The organism is Mucilaginibacter psychrotolerans (assembly GCF_004519315.1).
Lineage (GTDB): Bacteria > Bacteroidota > Bacteroidia > Sphingobacteriales > Sphingobacteriaceae > Mucilaginibacter > Mucilaginibacter psychrotolerans.
In genome coordinates, this window is the sequence record NZ_SOZE01000019.1 from 66,007 (window position 1) to 85,954 (window position 19,948).

The 19,948-nt window shown below is 47.7% G+C and carries 18 protein-coding genes; 6 read left to right on the top strand and 12 right to left on the bottom strand.

All coding sequences use genetic code 11. The annotated features are described in order from the left end of the window. The first annotated feature begins 1 nt into the window (after position 1). Positions 2 to 1,618 (top strand): AGE family epimerase/isomerase, encoded by a 1,617-nt coding sequence (locus E2R66_RS17780; protein WP_204985945.1) that lies wholly within the window; start codon positions 2 to 4, stop codon positions 1,616 to 1,618. Between the two features lie 61 nt (positions 1,619 to 1,679). Here E2R66_RS17780 and E2R66_RS17785 read toward each other — a convergent pair whose 3' ends face one another. After that, positions 1,680 to 2,066: a DoxX family protein gene (locus E2R66_RS17785; protein WP_133233007.1), complete on the bottom strand. Its 387-nt coding sequence runs from the start codon at positions 2,064 to 2,066 to the stop codon at positions 1,680 to 1,682. 122 nt (positions 2,067 to 2,188) lie between these two features. After that, positions 2,189 to 3,421, bottom strand: coding sequence for a cytochrome-c peroxidase (locus tag E2R66_RS17790; protein WP_133233010.1), 1,233 nt, complete (start codon positions 3,419 to 3,421; stop codon positions 2,189 to 2,191). Between the two features lie 200 nt (positions 3,422 to 3,621). Between E2R66_RS17790 and E2R66_RS17795 the strand changes: the two genes are divergently transcribed. Then, positions 3,622 to 4,398 (top strand): hypothetical protein, encoded by a 777-nt coding sequence (locus E2R66_RS17795; RefSeq protein ID WP_133233013.1) that lies wholly within the window; start codon positions 3,622 to 3,624, stop codon positions 4,396 to 4,398. Between the two features lie 92 nt (positions 4,399 to 4,490). Here the strand turns inward: E2R66_RS17795 and E2R66_RS17800 are convergent, their stop codons facing one another. From E2R66_RS17800 to E2R66_RS17810, 3 genes are all read right to left on the bottom strand, one after another. Further along, entirely contained in the window at positions 4,491 to 5,228 is a 738-nt protein-coding gene (locus E2R66_RS17800) for a DUF4386 domain-containing protein (protein WP_133233016.1), read from the bottom strand. A gap of 11 nt (positions 5,229 to 5,239) precedes the next feature. After that, positions 5,240 to 5,692 (bottom strand): hypothetical protein, encoded by a 453-nt coding sequence (locus tag E2R66_RS17805; RefSeq protein WP_133233018.1) that lies wholly within the window; start codon positions 5,690 to 5,692, stop codon positions 5,240 to 5,242. Between the two features lie 76 nt (positions 5,693 to 5,768). After that, positions 5,769 to 6,332, bottom strand: a complete 564-nt coding sequence (locus tag E2R66_RS17810; RefSeq protein ID WP_133233021.1) for a Crp/Fnr family transcriptional regulator — start codon at positions 6,330 to 6,332, stop codon at positions 5,769 to 5,771. A gap of 134 nt (positions 6,333 to 6,466) precedes the next feature. Here E2R66_RS17810 and E2R66_RS17815 point away from each other — a divergent pair, with 134 nt between their 5' ends. From E2R66_RS17815 to E2R66_RS17830, 4 genes are all read left to right on the top strand, one after another. Beyond that, positions 6,467 to 6,808 (top strand): ArsR/SmtB family transcription factor, encoded by a 342-nt coding sequence (locus E2R66_RS17815; protein ID WP_133233024.1) that lies wholly within the window; start codon positions 6,467 to 6,469, stop codon positions 6,806 to 6,808. Then, positions 6,795 to 7,280, top strand: a complete 486-nt coding sequence (locus tag E2R66_RS17820; RefSeq protein WP_133233026.1) for an SRPBCC family protein — start codon at positions 6,795 to 6,797, stop codon at positions 7,278 to 7,280. Before E2R66_RS17815 ends, E2R66_RS17820 begins: the two co-directional genes overlap by 14 nt. A gap of 9 nt (positions 7,281 to 7,289) precedes the next feature. After that, entirely contained in the window at positions 7,290 to 8,174 is an 885-nt protein-coding gene (locus tag E2R66_RS17825) for an alpha/beta fold hydrolase (RefSeq protein WP_133233029.1), read from the top strand. A gap of 183 nt (positions 8,175 to 8,357) precedes the next feature. Further along, positions 8,358 to 11,750 (top strand): PAS domain S-box protein, encoded by a 3,393-nt coding sequence (locus E2R66_RS17830; protein ID WP_133233031.1) that lies wholly within the window; start codon positions 8,358 to 8,360, stop codon positions 11,748 to 11,750. A 62-nt stretch (positions 11,751 to 11,812) separates the two neighbouring features. Here the strand turns inward: E2R66_RS17830 and E2R66_RS17835 are convergent, their stop codons facing one another. The 7 genes from E2R66_RS17835 to E2R66_RS17865 form a co-directional block, all read right to left on the bottom strand. Then, complete coding sequence (locus E2R66_RS17835; RefSeq protein ID WP_133233034.1) at positions 11,813 to 12,361, bottom strand: carboxymuconolactone decarboxylase family protein; 549 nt, start codon at positions 12,359 to 12,361, stop codon at positions 11,813 to 11,815. A 189-nt stretch (positions 12,362 to 12,550) separates the two neighbouring features. Then, entirely contained in the window at positions 12,551 to 13,102 is a 552-nt protein-coding gene (locus tag E2R66_RS17840) for a carboxymuconolactone decarboxylase family protein (protein WP_133233037.1), read from the bottom strand. A 17-nt stretch (positions 13,103 to 13,119) separates the two neighbouring features. Beyond that, on the bottom strand, positions 13,120 to 14,391 hold the full coding sequence (locus E2R66_RS17845) for an MFS transporter (RefSeq protein ID WP_204985946.1): 1,272 nt from the start codon (positions 14,389 to 14,391) through the stop codon (positions 13,120 to 13,122). 7 nt (positions 14,392 to 14,398) lie between these two features. After that, positions 14,399 to 17,167 carry a TonB-dependent receptor gene (locus E2R66_RS17850; RefSeq protein WP_133233040.1) on the bottom strand — a complete coding sequence of 923 codons (2,769 nt, stop codon included), beginning with the start codon at positions 17,165 to 17,167 and terminating at the stop codon, positions 14,399 to 14,401. Positions 17,168 to 17,281: 114 nt separating this feature from the next. Then, positions 17,282 to 17,848, bottom strand: a complete 567-nt coding sequence (locus E2R66_RS17855) for a carboxymuconolactone decarboxylase family protein (protein WP_133233042.1) — start codon at positions 17,846 to 17,848, stop codon at positions 17,282 to 17,284. A 134-nt stretch (positions 17,849 to 17,982) separates the two neighbouring features. Then, positions 17,983 to 18,543, bottom strand: coding sequence for a hypothetical protein (locus tag E2R66_RS17860; protein WP_133233045.1), 561 nt, complete (start codon positions 18,541 to 18,543; stop codon positions 17,983 to 17,985). A gap of 99 nt (positions 18,544 to 18,642) precedes the next feature. Beyond that, a complete protein-coding gene (locus E2R66_RS17865; protein WP_240049344.1) occupies positions 18,643 to 19,863 on the bottom strand; it encodes a hypothetical protein in 1,221 nt (406 codons plus the stop codon). Between the last annotated feature and the right edge of the window lie 85 nt (positions 19,864 to 19,948).

Below are 19,948 nucleotides of genomic sequence, written 5' to 3' on the forward strand. Positions count from 1 at the left end.
TATGGCATCTGTTAATTTTAAAAAAATCGCCTGCGCCACACTTGGCTTGATGCTGATAGGCAAGGTTGCCAACGCACAAACCACTGCCGGCACTAGTCGCCCGCAGGTTTACCGCGAGATGAAAAAGTCGATGGTAAACGAACTGCTGAAGCCATGGTACCCTGCCGCTATCGATACACTTTACGGCGGCTTCCTGAGTAGCTTTACTTATGATTTTAAACCGACGGGCAACCAGGATAAAATGATAGTAACCCAGGCCCGCCATGTATGGAGCAACGCCAGGGCGGCAGAGCTATATCCATCGGTAAAATACTACCATGAAGGCGCGGCGCAAGGCTATAAATTCCTGCGGGATGTTTTGTGGGATAAGCAGTACGGCGGCTTTTACACTTATACCGATAGGCAAGGGAAGCCCAAGCCCGGCAGCTTTGCACCTAAGGAGGCGTATGGCAACTCCTTCGCGCTCTATGCTATTGCCGCTTACTATCGCCAAAGCGGCGATACCAGTGCATTAAACCTCGCCATAAAGCAGTTCCATTGGTTGGAGCAGCATAGCCACGACCCAATATATAAGGGCTACTACCAGCATATGGAACGCGATGGTACGCCAATCGTCCGCACGGCAGCAACCCCATCGCGGGCCGAAACAGGGTACAAGGATCAGAATACGTCTATCCATCTGCTCGAATCGTTCAGCGAGCTTTACCGGGTATGGCCCGACAGATTGCTTAGGGTACGTTTACAGGAGATGTTGCTATTGATTCGCGACAAGATTGTAACCCCAAAAGGCAACCTTACGCTTTTCTTCCTACCCGACTGGACACCCGTAAACAACCGCGATTCATCGGAAGCTTATATCCTAAGCCACCGCGGGCTTGACCATGTTTCCTTCGGCCACGATGTGGAAACGGCCTATCTCATGCTGGAAGCATCGCACCTCCTCGGCCTTAAAAACGACCAAACGACCATGGCCGTGGCCAAGCGTATGGTTGACCATGCCCTGAAAAACGGCTGGGACGATAGCGTAGGCGGTTTTTACGATGAGAGCTACAATTTTAAGGATAAGCCTGGCATCACCATCATAGCCGATACCAAAAACTGGTGGGCACAAGCCGAGGGGCTGAATACTTTACTGATGTTCGATGACCTGTACCCGAAGGATAGCCTGCAATACGGTCAGAAATTCTACAAGCTTTGGACCTACACCCAAACCTACCTGATAGACCACGAGCACGGCGACTGGTACCAGGGCGGCCTGGATAAACAACCGGAATACAAGCTTGCCCTCAAGGGGCAGATTTGGAAAGGTACCTACCATGTACTGCGTGCGTTCATCAACTGCACTAATCGACTCAACCCGGATAAGCAGCCGCCCACTGGACCGAAAAGCCTGAAGCTGACCGGTAGCGGCAATAAAAAGCATTTAAGCTGGATTGCCGCCCACGATAACAAAAACATCCTGGGCTACGATATCTATTGCAAAGGGCAGCGCATAGCTTTTACGCCTCTAACCACCTGGCAACCCATTGAGGGGCAAGCCTGGCCTAAGGTCAGATTGACCGTTAGGGCTGTTGATTTAGAGGAGAATGAATCGACCGCTGCAATCGTAAAACGGTAGTTGGAGCACCCCATCTTTACGATTCATCCGCATATATGTAATTTGCATACCTGCACAACAATTAGTCGCCCTTTACCAGCTTTTGCAATTTTGTATTGCGCAAATAGATTCCCGCCCAGGTTAGCGCGCCAAATATAAATGGGAACAAATAAGGCTGTCCTGATGTACGCATCATAACAGCAACCGCGCCGCCCAGGTATCCTGTAATTAATACTGCGCCTAAAACGGAGGTGCGTGGTATAGCGTAAAGAATGGTGCAGGCCAAAAGTATAATCCCAATGGTGGGGATATGTTCTGCCGGCCAGCCAAGTGCAACGCTGGCGTCTACCGAATGCTTTTCTTTAACTATTTTGCTAATGGCATCAAACAGGTAAAAGGCTGTAATCAGTCCGCTGATAATCCAGCCAGCAATTAAGGCTCCTTTGGAGCTTGGTTTTGTTTCGGTCATGTTTTTAAGTTTTTTGTTGCTTAAAATTACCAACCTAAAACCACATAGCAAAGGTATCATTGCGACATAATAAGGGTGTAGAATGCAAATCCTACATCCTTATTCCCCATTCCAGCCAAACACTAATTATTTTGGAACGGATTGCCCCATTTTTTATTGGTATAAACATCCTTGCCGCTAAGCGTAGCTAAAAAAGCCACAATGGCTGTTTGCTGATCGGCGCTCAGGCGTAGGTTTTGTCCGCGGCCACCGCCATTAAGGCGCGGATCGAGGTTGGTGTTTGCCGGGTTTACCGTAATTTGGTTGTAGTGCGCCACTACCGCCTGCAAGGTAGTAAGGCTACCATTGTGCATAAACATGCCATTTGCGGCCCCGGTTGCGTTAAGCACATTGCGCAGGCTTGGCGCCTTGGTATTGCTGATATCTATGGCCGTGCTGCCTGCCACGCCGATGATGCCATTATTGAGGGCTTTCGGGTCGATATCGAATTCCGGCGCGCGGTGGCAGCCCTGGCAACCTGCGCCGTTAACCACGGTGCCGGGAGGCGAAGGTGGATTGATGAACAAGGATTTTCCCAAGTTTTCCTGCGCCGTAAAGTTGGGGAAATCCTGGTTGAGGTTGCGTGTGGCGGCTAACCCCGCATCGAATTTAGAATCGAACGATTGTATGCTGCGGATAAAAGCAGAGAGCGCCGTTTGCATCCTTGCCTGCGTAACGGTTGCATCGCCATATACAAATTTGAAAAGCTCCTGATAATAACCAATGGCCTGTAATTTGGTAATGAGCGCTGCAATACCAGGGTCGCCGTTGGTGCCGCTAAAACCCATCTCGTTGTGGTTTTGTATAGGCTGCACGGTTTGGTCTTCCAGCGTTGCGGCGCGTTTATCCCAAAAGAAACGTACCTCCTGCGTAAAGCGGCTGTTGGCCAAACGCATAGAGTGGCGGGTGGTTGCGCCGTTTACGCCCAGGCTCAGCAAGGCATCATCGCCAAAGGCCAGGCTTTGTTTGTGGCAACTGCTACAAGCTACGCTGTTATTAACCGATAAGGCCTTATCGTAAAACAAAACCCTGCCCAAAGTAGCCGCAGTATTGGTAATGGGGTTTGGGCCGCAGTTATCTTTAGTGATGTAAGCCGGGATGTTTTGAGCGGCGTAATTCTCCAGGCTGGCCAGGTTAATGTTGGTCCCAAAGACTAGCTCTACCGCGGTGTTAGCAGTCCCGGTGGACATGGTGGTAGTTGTGGTGTTTGTTGTAGCGGTTGAGGGTTCTGCGGTATCGCTTTTTTTGCAGGCATCGATAAGGCTAATGCAGACCGCAGCACCAGCGATCAGCATTAGTATTTTTTGGGGACTCATTGTTGCAGGGTTTATTGGTGATGTAAAGATGTTTATACTTTACGCCCGCTACCCGGTTGTGCCGACCAATGACCTTTATGTGCCGATGAAAGCCTGTTTTTTTAAGGTATTAATTATGTCTATATGTAAAATAATATTTAAATTTGAATTCATACGGTCTGCCGCCCTGCCAGATTATACAATCCTTCACCATAATCTACATGAAACTTAAATATTTCATCATTTTATCTTTGTTGATCTTTTGTGCAAAAGCATCGGCGCAAACGGGCTCAGATACGTCGGCAGCAATAGATGGGACAATAGCCAAGCCAATTCCAAGCCCTGCGCCTGCACGAGTGAAGCCCCCTATAAGTGGGATAACTCAAGGCACGAAGCATGTATCAGGGAAGGCACGCAAGCGCTTGCAATACTCAACAACCGATAAAAAAAGCCAGGTTATTACGGATGATGATGATAACTCATTAGAGGACTCCGTAATATTGGCGGCGTATCGTAAAGCCCAGGTAGCATACTACCTTGCTATGGAAAAAAGAAATATTGATAATCAAAGGACTTATGATGCTGTTAGCGCACATTACCTTTGGGCACTAAGCAACCGACAGGCGGTGATGAACAGGCAACAAAGTAATGGGGTGGTGATTTTTGTACTGGTGTTAATTTTGGTATCGAGCGGCCTGGTGTTCTCGGCCATACAATTTTACATTACGCTAAAAAGTGTAAAAGAAAGAGCGGCAGTAAAACGCCGGTTGAAGGGGGAAAGCAATGCAGAACCAGCCCCCGAAGATAAATTGCTATCAAATTCAGGTTTCGACCAGGCAACATTCAAAGCCTCCTTAACTGGCGTGGAGGTTTCATCCTCTGTTTTAGGTGTTATAATATTAACCATCTCTTTAGCCTTTTTTTACTTATACCTTACTAACGTTTTCAAAATAGTTAACCTCGACCAGGTTAAAATAGAAACCTCAGCCCCCCAATAATAAATAGCGTTTTCGCGATGTTAAACTTACCAGTTTGCCAAACCGGGCGGTACGCTTCGCCTACTTAAATCAATATATCGAAAGGGTGCCTCTTATAACCATGCCGAATACCTGCAATTGCTCTGTTCCGCACCGGTTTTTATCTCTATCGTCAGGAATTTGACGCCTACTATCAGTAGCCAGATCAACCAAAGCGTGCTGCCAATAAAGCCTGCGGGGCTCGAAACCAGAAAGTTTGGCATAACTGTGGCAAACAGATCCGCCTGTGCCAGCAGGTAAATGGCCGAGCTGATGTACCCCATCCAGGTTAGCCATTTAGGTACCAACATCAATTTGGCGAATGCGTAGGATATCAATACCGTCCACACGATGGTGCACAACTGGCCCAGGTGTTCGCCCAAAATAACGCCCGCAAACTGGTGAATGGTTTTGAAGCTCATGATGGCGGCGGCCTTGGTGACCTCGTCGGCAGCGTTAGCGAAGGCGTTGGCCAACACAGGCACCACGAAGGTCCAGCGGAGAAGACCCACCATTTGCAGTGTCAACCCTATAAGCCCTACGGTGGTGGCCAGGCGCACTACTCTAATACGGTTCTCCAGCTTCTGCCCGATGAAAACGTAGGCGGGTATCAGCGGTACGCCTGTTACGCCGAAGGCGAACCATGTCCATATCAACGGGCTGCCACCTTGCTTAAATTTGGTGAGAATGATGGCCGTTTCTTGCCTCAGGATGCTGGGGTAATCGAAGATTACGGTTAGGATAGTGTAAGGGATAAATAAGGCTATCGCACCACTAATCAACAATATGCCTATCAATTTTTCGGTATTCATGCGGATTCAGCTTAAAGGGTAATCGAATAACTGATGCCCGGGGTTGGGTTCACTTTAAAGCTTTGCCCCTTGGCCGATACGCCTATAGCGCCTATGCGCAAATTGAGGCCTTTCCATACCACCCAGCGGTAGCCCACTTCCGTGCCCAGCGCGTTCTTGCCTTCGTAGTTGCGGTTTAAGCCGCGCATATAAGATGAGCCTGCATAAAAAGATGATGGGATAGGGCCATTACCCGATGGGAAGAACCAAAAGGTATAACCCACTTTTACAAAATTGCTGAACTCGCCCCTTTTAAAGGCAGTGGTGTAATAGCCGACATTTGCCGAATACTGATTGTGGCGGTATTCAAAACCGATGGATGGGTTACGGAAACCGTTGATGCTTAATTCATTTTGTTTTAAATCGCTCTGCGCGAAAGCGGTGCCCGATGCTAATAGCAGGAATGCAGAAATTAAATGTTTCATATCGTTTGTTTGTTTTAACGATACAAAGTTGCGGGATACAAAACCGGCTACGCCGGACATTTGTCTATAAATGCAGTTAGCTGATATTGTTACGAATACGGCTTAAATGGCGCGGGGTAATACCCAATATGGAAGCAAGGTATTGCAGGGGAATTTGCTGTAGCAATTTGGGTTCGTTTTTTAATAATTCGGCGTAGCGCTCGTCGGCGGTGAGCATAATGAGGTTGGTTTTGCTTTCGTCGATACCGATGGCGAGGTTCTCCAGCGCCGAAATATAAAAGCTGCGGAAAGCCTGGTTCTCTGTTTTTAGTTTGGCCAGTTCGGTATAGCTTACCTGCAATACTTCCGAATCGGCAAGGGCCCGCACGTATTCTTTACTGGGCTTTTGCGAAAAAAAGCTGGCAATAGATGCCAGGAAGGTTTTTTCGCCCGTTACGTAGGTGGTCACTTCCTTGCCATCCCTTAAATGATAATACTGGAAAATACCCTCGTTAATGAATGCCAGGTGCTTGCTGGTTCTGCCCTCCTCTATAAAATGTTCACCTTTGGCAAATTTCTTCACTTTAAAGGCAGCCACAATCTGCGCGGCCTCTGCCTCCGGGATGCCTTTGCCAAGAAAATGGGACAATAGTTTTTCCAATGTTAAGCTTTTTTAAAAATCAGCTACAGTATAAATATAAGCACAGTATGGAAAATAAGCCAAGGCGGCCAAAATAAAATGCATTTGCGCAATTAAATACTTGCATATTAAAAAATGCAAGCATATACTTGCATATGATTGTCAGAAGAGACGTTTTCCAGGCCATTGCCGATCCTACCCGCCGTCGGATCATCAGTCGCATTGCCGGCGGTGCCATGAACCTGAACGCTGTGGCCGATTCCTTCGATATGAGCCGGCAGGCGGTAGCTAACCACATTAAAATACTGACCGAATGCGGACTGGTAACCATAAGGCAGCAGGGCCGCGAGCGCTTCTGCGAGGCTAAACTTGACCAGCTTGCAGAGGTGACGGATTGGGTGGAAGAATCGAAAAAGTTATGGGCAGGCAGGTTCAACGCATTGGATAATTTTTTAGCAGAAATACAAGCAAAACCAGCAGAAAATGGAAACCAATAAAACCGACGCCAAGGAAAAAGAAGTTTGGATGAGCCACCTGTGCGATGCACCGCGCGAGGTGGTATTCAAAGCCTGGACTGACCCTGAACAACTGAGGCATTGGTACGCGCCCGATGGCTGCACCATTGATATCCTGTGGATGGACGTGCGGCCCGGCGGCAGCTTCCAAACCTGTATACATAACCCCGTTTATGGCGATTGCTGGTGCAAAGGCGAGTATCTGGAAGTGCTTGCGCCCGAACGGCTGGTGTTTTCCATTTATATTACCGACCCACAAGGCAATCGCCTTGCCGACAGCGGCAAAGATGATAAATGGCCGGGTATCATCATCACTACCGTTGTGTTTAAAACGCTAGGGGATAAGTGTAGCTTTACGCTGCACCAAACCGTGGCCGAAGAACTGGCCAAGCAAACCGGTGCCTACCAAAGCTGGCTGCAGATGTTTGCCAACCTGGATAAAACCATAGCTTAAACCCATAAAATGAGAAAACAACTTTGGCAGGCAATTACCCTTATCTGTATGGCCTTGTTTGTACAGGCTTGCTCAGCAAACCATAAGATATTAACTCAAACCAACACAGCCATGAAACCCGATAGCATCAGCGGATACAAGCAAGTGAACGGCATAAAAATGTATTACGAAATACACGGCAAGGGCATGCCGCTGGTATTGATTCATGGCGGCGGCTCTACCATCCGCACCAGCTTTGGGCGCATCCTCCCATTCCTGGCACAGCACCGGCAGGTAATAGCCGTAGAACTGCAAGGCAATGGCCACACCAGCGACCGCAATGCACCCTTTACCTTTAAACAGGATGCCGCCGATGTAGCTGAATTATTGCGCCAACTGGGCATAAGTAATGCCGATTTTATGGGTTTCAGTAACGGTGGGCAAACTACCTTGCAAATTGCTATGAGCTACCCCCAACTTACGCGTAAAATAATAGTAGCATCGGCGTTTACCAAACGCAGTGGCGCACAGCCCTGGTTTTGGGATTTTATGAGCAAAGCCAGCTTTAAAGATATGCCCCAGCAATATAAAGACGAGTTCCTGTCTATACCGGGCAATACGCAGCAAGGCTTGCAGGCCATGCACGATAAATCACTCTACCGCATGCAGCATTTTGAGGGCTGGACCGACGACGAAATCCAAACCATAAAAGTGCCCGCCCTTATCATAACAGGCGATGCCGACGTTGCTCCGCCAGAACATGCCGTGGAAATAACGCACTACATCACCAATTCCAAACTGGCTATCTTCCCGGGCGGCCATGGCGAGTATCTGGGCGAATTGCTAACTGGCAAAAAAAACAGCAGAATGCCAGAGCTTGTAGCAGCTTTGGTTGATGAGTTTTTAGGCGAGTAACACCGCCATTATTGAACCCTAAATAAATGTGACAAGTATCACTTTTATTTAGGGTGTATTTTGCTGTAAATCAATGTTTAATCGTTAATATTATAACGGCAACAAAACGCACTCCCCATGCGTACAATAGCTGACAATTATAACGGGTATTACAAGCCGTATAATGCCCCTGATTAAACTTAGATGCCCCGATTAAAAATACTACATCTGGAAAGCGTAGCTGCTGATGCAGCAGCGGTACGTTTTGCACTTAGCGAAGCCGGACTAGATTTCGATAAGGCAGGTGTATGTAACCGGGATGCTTATATCCATCAGTTAGCAAATTTTTCGCCCGACATTGTCCTCGCTGCTTACTCCAGCTGCGATATCAACTGCCTGGAAGGTTTAAATTTACTAAAGCAGGCAGCGCCCGGTGTGCCGATGATTTTATTAGTGCAGCCTGCCCAGGAGCAATTGGCGATAGATGCTTTGCAGCAAGGTGTTGCAGACTACCTGCTTAAGGGCTCGCTTGGCCGCCTGCCACATGCTATTGCCAATGCCCTTCAAAAAGCAAAGCTCGAAGCCTGTAATGCGCAACTTACCCAAAAAGTAAATTCAATAGAATCGTTTATAGGTACTGCAGAATTGATAGCGGGAACAGGCAGTCTGCAGATAGACCTTGTAACTCAGGAACGGAGATGGTCGGCGGGGATGTATCGTATTCTGGGCTACTCACCCGGTCAGGTAACAGCTTCATTGGAATTGTTTACGCGCCATTTACACCCGGAAGATGTCGGTATACTCCCAAAAATGTTTGATGATGCCATCGGGACGCAGGATAACGTTGAATTTAAATTCAGAATAGTAGCGGTAGACGGCACTGTAAAATACCTGTATTCCAAAATAATAGTAACCAGGGATGAAGGCGGGTCGCCGCAAATGGTGACCGGTTTTATACAGGATATATCCAAGCTTGAGCTATCGCAGCAACAGCTAACGCAGGCCAACTACGAGCTGAACCGGATACTTGGCACTATAGACGAGGTGATTTTTGCCCGTGATATAATCAACAGCAGACAAATACATATATCTGCTGCTTGCGAAAAAATATTTGGTTACAAACCAGAAGCGTTTATGGCCGACCCAACGCTTTGGCATAGCATACTGCACCCAGACAATGCAACTATGAGGGCTGATAATTTTGTTGAGCTGCTGCAAGGTAAAGCGGTGAGCGTACGATACAAAATTATGCACAAACATCTTGGTAGCCGGTGGGTGGAAACAAGGGTAGTGCCTACGCTGAACAGCCAGGGAATACTGGCGCGCGTTGACGGGGTAACGCGCGACATTACCGGGCAAATAAAAATAGAAGAAGATCTGAAGGCAAGTGAGCTGCGTCTTCGGCTTTTAATTGAAAACAGCAACGAAATCATAAGCGTAGCCAGCGTGGATGATAAAGTGCTTTTTATAAGCGACAATGTGAGCAGGATTTTGGGGTACACAGCCAATGAATTTAAACTGCGAAGGTTTACACAAGGCTATATTCACCCGGCAGATCAGCAGATGCATGATGAAATTGTTGCTAAAACCAAAGCCAGCCCGGGTGAAATACAACCCTTCACCTGGCGGGTAATGCATGCCGACGGCCACTGGGTTTGGGTTGCAGGCAAAGTAACCAATCTGCTGCACCTGCCACCCATAAACGGAATTGTTGCCAATTACAGGGATGTTACCGGGCATAAAGCTGCCGACGAGAAACTTGTTTTAAGCGAACAACGCTATCGCAATATTGTAGAAACAGCGCAGGAAGGCATTTGGATGATTGACGAAAACATGGTTACTGTTTTTGTGAATAAGAAAATGTGCGACATGATAGGGTATAGCCCCGAAGAAATATTAGGAAGGCACAATTACGATTTTAAAGAAAAAAACGAAAGGGAAGCGACTATAAAAAGGATAAGAAGTCGCGCACCCGGCGTTGTACAAACGCATGAGTCGGTATTTATTACCAAAAGCGGCAAACGCATCATCTGCAGGGTATCTATCAATGGGGTTTTCGATCAGCACGGATGTTATAAAGCCACGCTTGGAATGGTAACAGATATAACCGAGTATAAAGCGCAACAGGACGCGCTGAAAAAATCGGAGGCTAACCTGCTGGCAATTATAGAAAACACTAGCGACCTGGTTTACTCACTGGATAGGGAGCTCAACTTCATCACCTTTAACCAACAGTTCAGTCAAACTATAAAGCAGGTGTACGGTATACAGGTTACGCAGGGTAGTAATTCCCTTGAGCTATTGGCCGGATTTGACGCCCAGGTAGCAGAAAAATGGAAAGTGATATACAATAAAGCACTGGATGGCATACCCCAGCAATTTGTTAACGAGTACCCTGCCGGCACAGAAAAAGTTTACCTAAGTTATTCAGTAAACCCCATTTGGGAAAGCGGCGAAGTTATCGGTTTATCGTGTTTTTCGCGAGACATTACCCGCCAAAAGGCCGATGAACTGGCCCTGGTGCAATCTGAAGCCAACCTCCGCTCGGTTTTTGAAAATACCGATCTGGGCATTATCCTGTACGATCAGAACCTCCGCATTGTTTCGTATAATAAAATAGCTGCCGGGCAAACCCGCTATATACTAGGAAAAGTACCCAAGTTAGGCAAAAATACGTTCGACTATTTCCCCAAAAAGCGCTGGCCCGAGGTTAAACAGATTATAGCACGGGTAATGGCCCACGAAACCGTTTGTTACGAAGTGGCATACGATCTACCCAAAGGCGGACAGGCATGGGTTGAGGCCAGATGGTTTGGGGTAACCAACAAACAGAAACAAGTGGTTGGCATTATACTTACATTGAAAGACATAAACGATCGGAAGCATGCAGAGCTGGAACGCGAAAAGATGACTGCCGACCTGATACGCCGCAACCAGGAACTGGAACAGTTTACCTATATTATATCACATAACTTAAGAGCACCTGTTGCCAACATTATGGGGCTATCTGCTTTGCTTGATACGGAAACGGTTCCCGGGCAGGATACCGAAACCTTGCATGCCCTATCTTCATCGGTAGATCATTTGGATAAGGTTATCCTGGATCTTAACCAGATCATGGAGGTTAACAAACAGCTTGGCGAAAACAAGGAGCTAATTAATTTGACCAGCCTGGTTGACGAAATAAAAGAAGAACTGACCTTAGATATACAAAAATACCATGCTGTGATTACCTGCGGCTTTAACAATGCACCCGGGCTTTTCACGGTGAGGAGCTATTTATACAGCATCTTCCAAAACCTGATTACCAATAGTATTAAATACCGTAAGATTGATATCGCCCCTCAAATCCAAATCGTATCTTTTATAGCCGATAACCAAATCACCATCAGTTTTACCGACAACTGCATCGGCATAGACACCAAGCGTTATGGAACCGAATTATTTGGGCTTTATAAGCGATTTAGTTTCAACGTAGAGGGTAAGGGCATGGGGCTTTTTATGGTTAAAAAGCAAGTAGAAAGCCTGGGCGGAACGATAAGTGTTGAAAGCGAACCCGGCAATGGCGCAAAATTCGTGGTGCAACTTCCTGTTTAGACGATGCTAATAGCTCCTCCACTTTCGCAGAGGAGCTTTTTTAGAAAAAGTTTAGGTAAATATTATTTGTAAATGCTGCTTTGGTAACCGTCTAACGCGCGTTGCGGGGCGCGGTTCACGTAAAATTGCCTGTCTTGCGGAGCCCAGGTAGCCAGGCCATCTACATAACGGTTAAACATGCAGAAGGCTGCGGCAATCAGCACAGTATCATGTATCTCCTTGTCGGTTGCATTTTCGGCGCGGGCCGCAGCAACCTGCTCTTCGGTTACGGCTTTGCCGCCTTTTTGCACGCTGGCCGCAATGGCCAATAAGGCTTTCATCTTGGGCGTAATAGCTGCCGAAGTAAAATCGCTTTTGATGGCATCAATCTCGTGGATATTGCAGCCCAGGTAATGCCCGGCCAAAGCGCCATGCACGTTCTGGCAAAAAAAGCAATCGTTAAGATACGATACGTAGGCGCCAATCAGCTCGCGGTCGCCGCGAGTTAGGGTGTTATCGTCATCGCGCAGCAAAACTTCGGCAAGCGCATTCAGGGGAGCTTCGGTTTTGGGGCTGTAGGCCATCAGGCCGCGTATGCCGGGTAGTTCGTTTTCTAAATTGATGTGTGCCATAGGTGTAATTTAATTTATCGTTAAACGCACCTGCTTCCCGATTGGACTCACCCGGTCTTTGCTTCGCTCGACCACCCTCTCTCCGCAAGCGGAAAGAGGGTAGCTCCATTTTTTCACCCCCTTTACCGCAGGTAGAGAGGGTCGACAAGCGGTAGCGATGTCGGGGTGAGTCAATCGTGCCGCGATACTTTAACTATCCACCGGTTTCTGTGGCAGCGCATAGCCCTGCACCATCCGCTTGCCCATTTCCTTGTAGGCTTCCGGGTCGGTAGGGGTTAGGCTCGCAAGGCCATCTACATAACGGTTGAACATACTGAAGGCAGCTGCGATCAGTACCGCATCGTGTATTTCCTTGTCGGTAGCATCTAACGCTTTCGCAGCGTCTATGTCTTCCTGCTTTACCTCCTTGCCTAATATCTGCACCTTGCCGGCAATGTTCAGCAGAGTTTTTAGTTTTGGACTGATGTTGGCCGCATTCATATCTTTCAAAACAACATCTACTGTAGTGTCGTCTTCGCCGTAAAGGCATCTTGCGGCGGCGGCGTGGCTGCTGCTGCAAAACACGCATTCGTTGCGTCGCGATACGTAGGCAGCTATCAACTCGCGGTCGGCCTGCGCTATGGGCGATTCTCCGCGAAGCAAAACCTCCGCTAAATCATATAAATATTTGCCGGTTTCGGGCCTGAACATGACCAGCGACCTGATGCCCGGAACGCCCTCGGGGACTTGTATGTGTGCCATAATTTTGTCTTTTATTATTATCTGTTAATATTCATTTCTACCACCTGCGCCTCTTTGGCTTTATCCTTCACCACAAACAGCGTTATAATCAGCCCTACTACAAATACCAGCGAGAAGATGAAGATAGCATTACCATAACCACCCAAGCTGGATACCAGGACACCGATGAACAACACCGCAGTGGCGGTAAACAACCTGCCCACATTAAAGCAAAAGCCCGTTGCCGTAGCCCGTATACCGGTATGGAAAAGCTGAGGGATATAAGCCGATAACACACCCTGGCTCGCGCCAAAGAAGAGGGCCATTACGGCAATCTCGGCATAAACTGCACCTGTTACCGAGCTGTTGGTTTTAAACAGCACGAAGGATAATACCGTGCAAACCGTGAAACAAAGCAGCATAGATTTGCGCAGGCCCAACAGGTTCACCAGCCAGCCCGAGAAGAAGCCGCCGGTTAAGCCGCCCATGCCTAAAAACATCATGCTCATGCCGCGTTGTTTTGGCGCATCGGTAGCAATTAGGCTTTGTATCCAGGTGGGCAACCAGGAGAAGATAGCCCAAAGCCCTATAAGCATGGTGCCGAACAGCAGCGAACCTACTATTACCTCCCTGCGGTTTGCCGGAGAAAAAAGCGCGTTTGATGCGAGGGTTGAAGGTTTTTGCTTGTGGTTGAGCCATTGCTCAGATTCTTTCATCACAAAAAGGCCTATGAGGCCCATTGCCAAAGGCACGGCACCTATGAAAAAGCCCTGCCGCCATTCGGGTATTTTGGTATTGATGGCCCCTGCGGCAAAGATGCCAATAGGGAATGCAATGGAAAGGATACCGATAAATACGGCCTTGCTTTTATGTGGCCATATCTCGCTGATAAAAGTCATGGCGATAACCATCTCGCCGCCAACGCCAAAACCACTCAAGAAGCGGCAAAGCACCAGGCCCTCCCACTTGGGCATCAAGCCCGTTAAAATAGTGAATATGCCGTAGCAGGCTATCGAATAAATAAGCGCCTTTTTACGCCCGATTTTATCGCTTACCATGCCCCAGGTAAAGCCACCTATGGCCCAGCCGAAGATGAACATGGCGTTGATAAACCCGCTTATGCTGTCTAACTGGCCTGCGGCAACACCTCCCTGTAAGTCTTTTACAACTACAGGGAGATAAACCGACATCAGGGTAGATACCGAGCCGCCCAGCACGCTGCTTACGAAGCAGAGTACAAATACAATGGCCAGGTATGCCGTGCTTTTTTTTGTTTGTGCGCTTTCCATTTCTATCGTTATCGCATTCATGTGATGATTATTTTAAAGGGCTATCAAATACCAGCGCTACGTAATAGATACCGCCAATTGCCGGCGAGCCATACGATTGCGAGATATGTTTGTTGAAGATATTGCTTGCTCCCAGTTTGACGATGGTATTTTGCTTAGGCAGCTTTTTGTTTATCTGCGCATCAAACAGCGAATAAGCCGCTATACGGCCCGGGCGGTTACCATTGAAGGTGCCGTACCAATCAAACTGGCTTTGCCAGTGCCAGTTGATGTTGAAACCAAAACCATTGTTTACGTTGGGGTTGCCAAAGTTCATGTTGGTGCTGTACTCGGGTGTATTGTATTGCGCAATGTTGTTGGCATTTGCGCTGCCCAGGTTAAAGTTTGATTTGGTTACGTTACCGCCCAGCACATAGCCTCTATCCAACAGGTAGGTTAAGCCAAGGCTAACACCATGTGCCGATACCTTATCTGATGCGTTGGTATAAAGCTGGAACGCTTTTACCGCGCGGTTAGCTACCTCGCCGGCTGCTGCCATGTTTGGCTTGCCATCGGCGCCCAGTACAGGGCTGGTTGGCTGGATAACTACGGTGTTCAGGATGAAATCGGTATAAGAGCTATGGTAGTAGTTTAAGTCAACCAAAAGCTTTTCGTTCACTACGCCTTTGTAGCCAATTTCAAAAGCTTTTTGCTGCTCGGGTTTGATGTAAGCCACATTCGATTTTACCAGCAAATCTTTATTTTTGGCAATTGCTGTCGCCGGCGGCGTTCCTGCACCAATAGCAGCACCAACTGCTGCACCGAATGCGTTTGCCGATGCCGAAGTGTATGTATTTTCGTAAACGTTTAAGCCTTTGCTGTTATTTGGCGCGCCACCCAGTATGGTAATAGGGCCAACATTAAGGTGGATAAACTGATCTACCGGGGTTGGGTTACGGAAACCGGTTTGGTACGATGCCCTGAAGTTATGCATTGGCGTTACCGAATACACGCCCGAGAAACGCGGCGTAAAGCTGCCCTTAAAGTTCTCGTTCTTATCGTAACGGATAGAAGCTGTCAGTTTAAGTTTATCGTCGAATAATTTTTTGCCGGCTTGTAAAAAACTGCCCCACTCGTTGATACTGATGCGGTTGGTTTTGTCATCGAATAAACTGCCATTGGTGAACATTTTGTACTCGCGGATGCTGCCACCTGCAAGCAATTCGAACACTTTGATATACTTGCTAAAATCGTATTGGCCATCGGTATGGTAAAATTTGCTATTGCTGAATACGCCTGCGCCGCTTAGTCCATAGTTGTGTATAGAAGCATCCTTAGCGGCATCGAACGCTGCCGTGCCGGGTAAAAACCTGCCCTTATCTGCAAATGTGCGGGCTGTAGTGTGGTCGTTTGCACTAACACCGCTTACGTTGCCCTTGTAGGCGGCTTCGTAACGGGTAAACCACATATTATCAGCATCGGCCGGGCTTACCACCTGGCCACTCAAATCCTGCACCCAATCGCGGTTGATGAATTGACCGAGGGAGCGGGTGTTGTACGAGTCGTGCGAGTTCTCTACAACGGAGTAACCACGGATAAAGAAGTTGCTGCCTTTCAGTTCCAGCCGGTGCGTTTGCAGCACGAAGTTGTTCAGATCGAAACGGCTGCTGCCGGTGTAGCTGGCAGTGCCCCTGCCATAGTTGTATTGGTAAATGGCTTCCAGGTTATTGCTGATGCGGTATTGCAGCGCGCCATTCAGCTTAAGGCTATAAACGCCGTAGTTCATCAGGTCGCGTTCTTCGTAACCGGTACGGTTTACCACACCAACGCCGGTAATATTCTTGGTTATCTCGTCGCCGTAGATATTCAAGGCATCGCGGGCGGGGTTGTTAGGGCCGCGGTTTGCTGCGGGTATGGAGGCATTGATGTCGGTATAGTCATTAGCAATCCAATCAGAACCGGTTAGGTAAGATGCGTTCAACTTAAAGGCAAATTTATCGTTGAATGATTTTGCGAAGCGCAGGGCGAAATCATACAGCCCCTTGGTGTCGGAAAAAGTTTCGCCAACGTGATTGATGCCCGATTTTACCGATACTGCAAGTCCCTGGTATCTAAAGGGGTCTTTGGTTTTGATAGACAACAAGCCGTTGAACGCCACCGGGCCGTATAATGCCGAAGCCGCGCCGGGGATGATCTCCACCGATTCTACATCCAGATCCGAAGCACCGAATTGGTTACCTACCGAGAAGTTAAGGCCCGGCGTTTGGTTATCTACACCATCTACCAATTGCAAAAAACGCGAGTTGCCGGTGGTGTTGAAACCGCGGGTATTTACCTGCTTGTAGGTGATGCTGCTGGTAACGGCTTCTACGCCTTTCAGGTTTACCAAAGCATCATAAAAAGTGAACGATGGGTTCTCTTTGATAGCTTTGGTGGTAAGCTTCTCTATACTCACCGGCGATTGCAATATGCTTTGGTTCACGCGCGTAGCCGATGTTACCACCTCGTTAAGCTGGGTGGTACGTACAGCTAGTTGGGTACTTACCGTTTGGTTGGCCGAGGTGATCGAAATTTCCTGCTGATCGTACCCTATTGCCGTAATTACGATGGTGAAAGGCAATTTTATTTTGCCTGCCGATAGTGTGAACTGTCCTTTTGAATTGGTGGTGGTACCCAAAATCTTTTCTTTTACGTTGATGGTGGCGCCGCTAAGCGGTTCGTTGCTTCCGGCGGCCGTTACGGTGCCCGATATTTTTACATCCTGCGCAAACACGCGAACAGACGATAACAGGAATATGATGAGTAAAAACTTTTTCATTGATGGTAATAGTTTAAGGGGTTAGGTTTTTATGGACAAACCATGAGCATAGCACACCCTCTCCCGAAGATGGCTAGCCCATAACGTTCCATTTGATTTTGGTTTGTTGGATAATTAAACTGCCTTTTTTAAGTGGTCATAACCTTGCGGAAGCCGGGTGTAGCCATGGTTTACCAATCGCCCGGCCAGCACATCGTAATAACCGGCTTCGGCTGGTAATGATGTTGCGAGGCCATCCACATAGCGGTTGTACAAGCAAAACAGGGCTGCGATTAGCACGGTATCGTGTATCTCTACATCGCTTGCTCCGGCAGCTTTGGCGCGTTCTACGGCTTCGGTAGTTACGGCCCTGCCGCTTTCGCGCGTTTGCGATGCAATGGTTAAAAGCGCTTTCATCTTCTCGCTCACGGGGGCGGTTTCAATGTTTTGTTTTACGCTTGCGGCAGTTTCAGTTTCTCCGGCCAGCAAGTCGGCAGCGGCGGTGTGGGCTGTGGTGCAAAAGGCGCATTGGTTGCCGTAGGATACTACGGTGGCTATTAGTTCGCGTTCGGCCTCGGTAAGGGTTGATGGGCCGCGCAGTAAAAATTGGGTAAGCTCGCGTATAGGTTGTGCTGTACCCTTGCTGTATTCCAGCAGGCCGGTAATACCGGGCAGGTGGTCTTCGAGTGCTATGTAAGGCATAAAAATATCCGTATTAAAAATAAACTGAACAGGGAATGGGCACCATACCGCAGCAATAGCATAAGTATGGTTACGCCGGGAAACATGCAGGTGCAGTAAGCCGCAGGCATATCAATCCCCAATTAAAAATCTGTTTATGCTAATAGGCCTTGAAGCTCGGGTGGTTGGGCAGGGGTAGGCAGGCTGGTACTTGGAATAATTTGGACAAGATCAGTAAAAGCAGGCATTTGGGTAGATGTATCTACTGCAAGGTTGTACAAGGCAAGCGGATAATTGTAGTTACCATCAGTGCCTGATTTCTTCTCTACCGGCAGGTGATTTTTTTTGGCCAGCGGCAAATCACTTATGTTCTTGGCGGTGATGATATTTTGGCCGATGAGCCTGGTTTTTTCGTAGTTGGGAATGCACATCAGATACATGGTATCGCGGGTCATCTTCATGGCTACGTAGTTGTAGTCATTCTCGGCTAGCTTTACCTGGCCTGATATGGCCTGGAAATCTTCTTGAACCTGTGCTGTAGGCACGTGCACAGGTATCTTTATTTCTACCAGTTCATCGGGTTTATAAAGGCCTTTGCTTATCTGCTCGTTGGCAAAATCGTCGGAGTGTTTGATGAAATATTGGAACAATAGCATGTAACCGCCCATGTTGAACATAAGCACGGCAAGCATTACTATTGCAAATACCTTTTTCAAGAAGCAGGTTTATAATGAGGTTTGGATAAAAGTATCAAAAAAAATACAATTGCAAATATTATTTCCGTTTTGGCAGGTATTTTTTGCTAAACGGCAAAATTATAAGCCTTTTTGCCCGTTTGCCGCAGGTACATATTGATAAACCACCTCGTAGGGTTGGCTCTTAAGCTTTTTGGGTAGCTGCCCCATACGCAGATCATCCAGCTGAGGCGTGGGCTCGCAAACAGTATAGGCGTTGCCTTTGTACAAAATGGGGCTACCTCCCGGCTTGCTAAACTGCACCGCCATGGTAATATGCGTTGGGTACAGCAGCGCTATCATGGGCAGGTTGTAAATTTCTTTTACCAGGTAAAAGAACAGCGCGGCGCGGTCGTCGCAATCGCTGTAACGGGCAAAAAGTGTTTCTTCTGGCGATAGGCGTTTTTCGCGGCCATAATTCTCTTCGTCGTCCTCATATAAAAAGGCATAGCGGGTAAAGTGCATCAGGTAGTCTACGCCCTTTTTTTGGCTCATGCCTTTTATATTTTGTTTAAGCAGCGGGATGAGCGAACCGTAGGTTTCTTTGCTGAGCGGGATATTGAAATAGGTTTCGAAATCTACCCCAGGGTAGTTCATGAAGATGGTTTCTACGTTGGGGTTAAGTTTAATGTTAAAGTAATACGCTTTATGATGGTAGGTGAACTGTAGGTCCTTTTCCTGGTAGTCGGCAGCTTTAAAATCAGGCATGCGCGTAACCTTGTAGGAGAACGCCTTTTTGGCTTCGGGGATAGCGACAACTACGGGTATGGGCGGATCGAGATTGAGGTCGGCCCTGGCATAATCGTGATAGTTTAGGCACATGTATTTTTTTGAATTCACCGTAAAAGCCGGGATGTCTGATATATCCTCATCATTCAACACGTAAAATATCACCTTGCTTCGTGTAAGGGCCAGGCGTACATCGTAGCCGCTTTTGGCCATCAGGAACCATTTGTATAGGGTATAGCGGCCATAGTTATCAGCCTTGGGGCTTATCTGCTGCGCCGTTTTGCGAACGAGCTGGTAATATAGCCAGTCGTTAAGTTGATAGCGGTTTTTGTAAGCCGTAAGTGAGTCTATAACCGGCTGGTAATTGCCTGCATTTATTTTATCATAAAAGCCTTGTACCGATGCCTGCGAAAGCTGAATGGGCACATCGAGTACCAAAGACTGATTTATCTGGCTGTTGAAGGTGCCGTTATAAAAATCGATACATATCCTCTTCTCCTGTGCCTTTGCCCACGTAAACGATAGCAATAGCCCCAGCAAGCAAATTGAATATGTTTTAACAAAACGGAACACTTATAGATTTATAATTGGTGGGATAAATTTACAAATAATTAACTTAATGGTAACAATTAATTAACCAAATAATTATGCGGCTTAT

Bases quoted from the DNA above. Each gene is read 5' to 3' on its own strand.
- E2R66_RS17820 (WP_133233026.1), top strand. From the start codon at position 6,795: ATGGAAACCAATAAAACCGACGCCAAGGAAAAAGAAGTTTGGATGAGC.
- E2R66_RS17825 (WP_133233029.1), top strand. From the start codon at position 7,290: ATGAGAAAACAACTTTGGCAGGCAATTACCCTTATCTGTATGGCCTTG.
- E2R66_RS17805 (WP_133233018.1), bottom strand. From the start codon at position 5,692: ATGAAACATTTAATTTCTGCATTCCTGCTATTAGCATCGGGCACCGCT.
- E2R66_RS17780 (WP_204985945.1), top strand. From the start codon at position 2: ATGGCATCTGTTAATTTTAAAAAAATCGCCTGCGCCACACTTGGCTTG.
- E2R66_RS17790 (WP_133233010.1), bottom strand. From the start codon at position 3,421: ATGAGTCCCCAAAAAATACTAATGCTGATCGCTGGTGCTGCGGTCTGC.
- E2R66_RS17845 (WP_204985946.1), bottom strand. From the start codon at position 14,391: ATGAATGCGATAACGATAGAAATGGAAAGCGCACAAACAAAAAAAAGC.
- E2R66_RS17800 (WP_133233016.1), bottom strand. From the start codon at position 5,228: ATGAATACCGAAAAATTGATAGGCATATTGTTGATTAGTGGTGCGATA.
- E2R66_RS17830 (WP_133233031.1), top strand. From the start codon at position 8,358: ATGCCCCGATTAAAAATACTACATCTGGAAAGCGTAGCTGCTGATGCA.
- E2R66_RS17835 (WP_133233034.1), bottom strand. From the start codon at position 12,361: ATGGCACACATCAATTTAGAAAACGAACTACCCGGCATACGCGGCCTG.
- E2R66_RS17840 (WP_133233037.1), bottom strand. From the start codon at position 13,102: ATGGCACACATACAAGTCCCCGAGGGCGTTCCGGGCATCAGGTCGCTG.
- E2R66_RS17815 (WP_133233024.1), top strand. From the start codon at position 6,467: ATGATTGTCAGAAGAGACGTTTTCCAGGCCATTGCCGATCCTACCCGC.
- E2R66_RS17855 (WP_133233042.1), bottom strand. From the start codon at position 17,848: ATGCCTTACATAGCACTCGAAGACCACCTGCCCGGTATTACCGGCCTG.
- E2R66_RS17850 (WP_133233040.1), bottom strand. From the start codon at position 17,167: ATGAAAAAGTTTTTACTCATCATATTCCTGTTATCGTCTGTTCGCGTG.
- E2R66_RS17795 (WP_133233013.1), top strand. From the start codon at position 3,622: ATGAAACTTAAATATTTCATCATTTTATCTTTGTTGATCTTTTGTGCA.
- E2R66_RS17785 (WP_133233007.1), bottom strand. From the start codon at position 2,066: ATGACCGAAACAAAACCAAGCTCCAAAGGAGCCTTAATTGCTGGCTGG.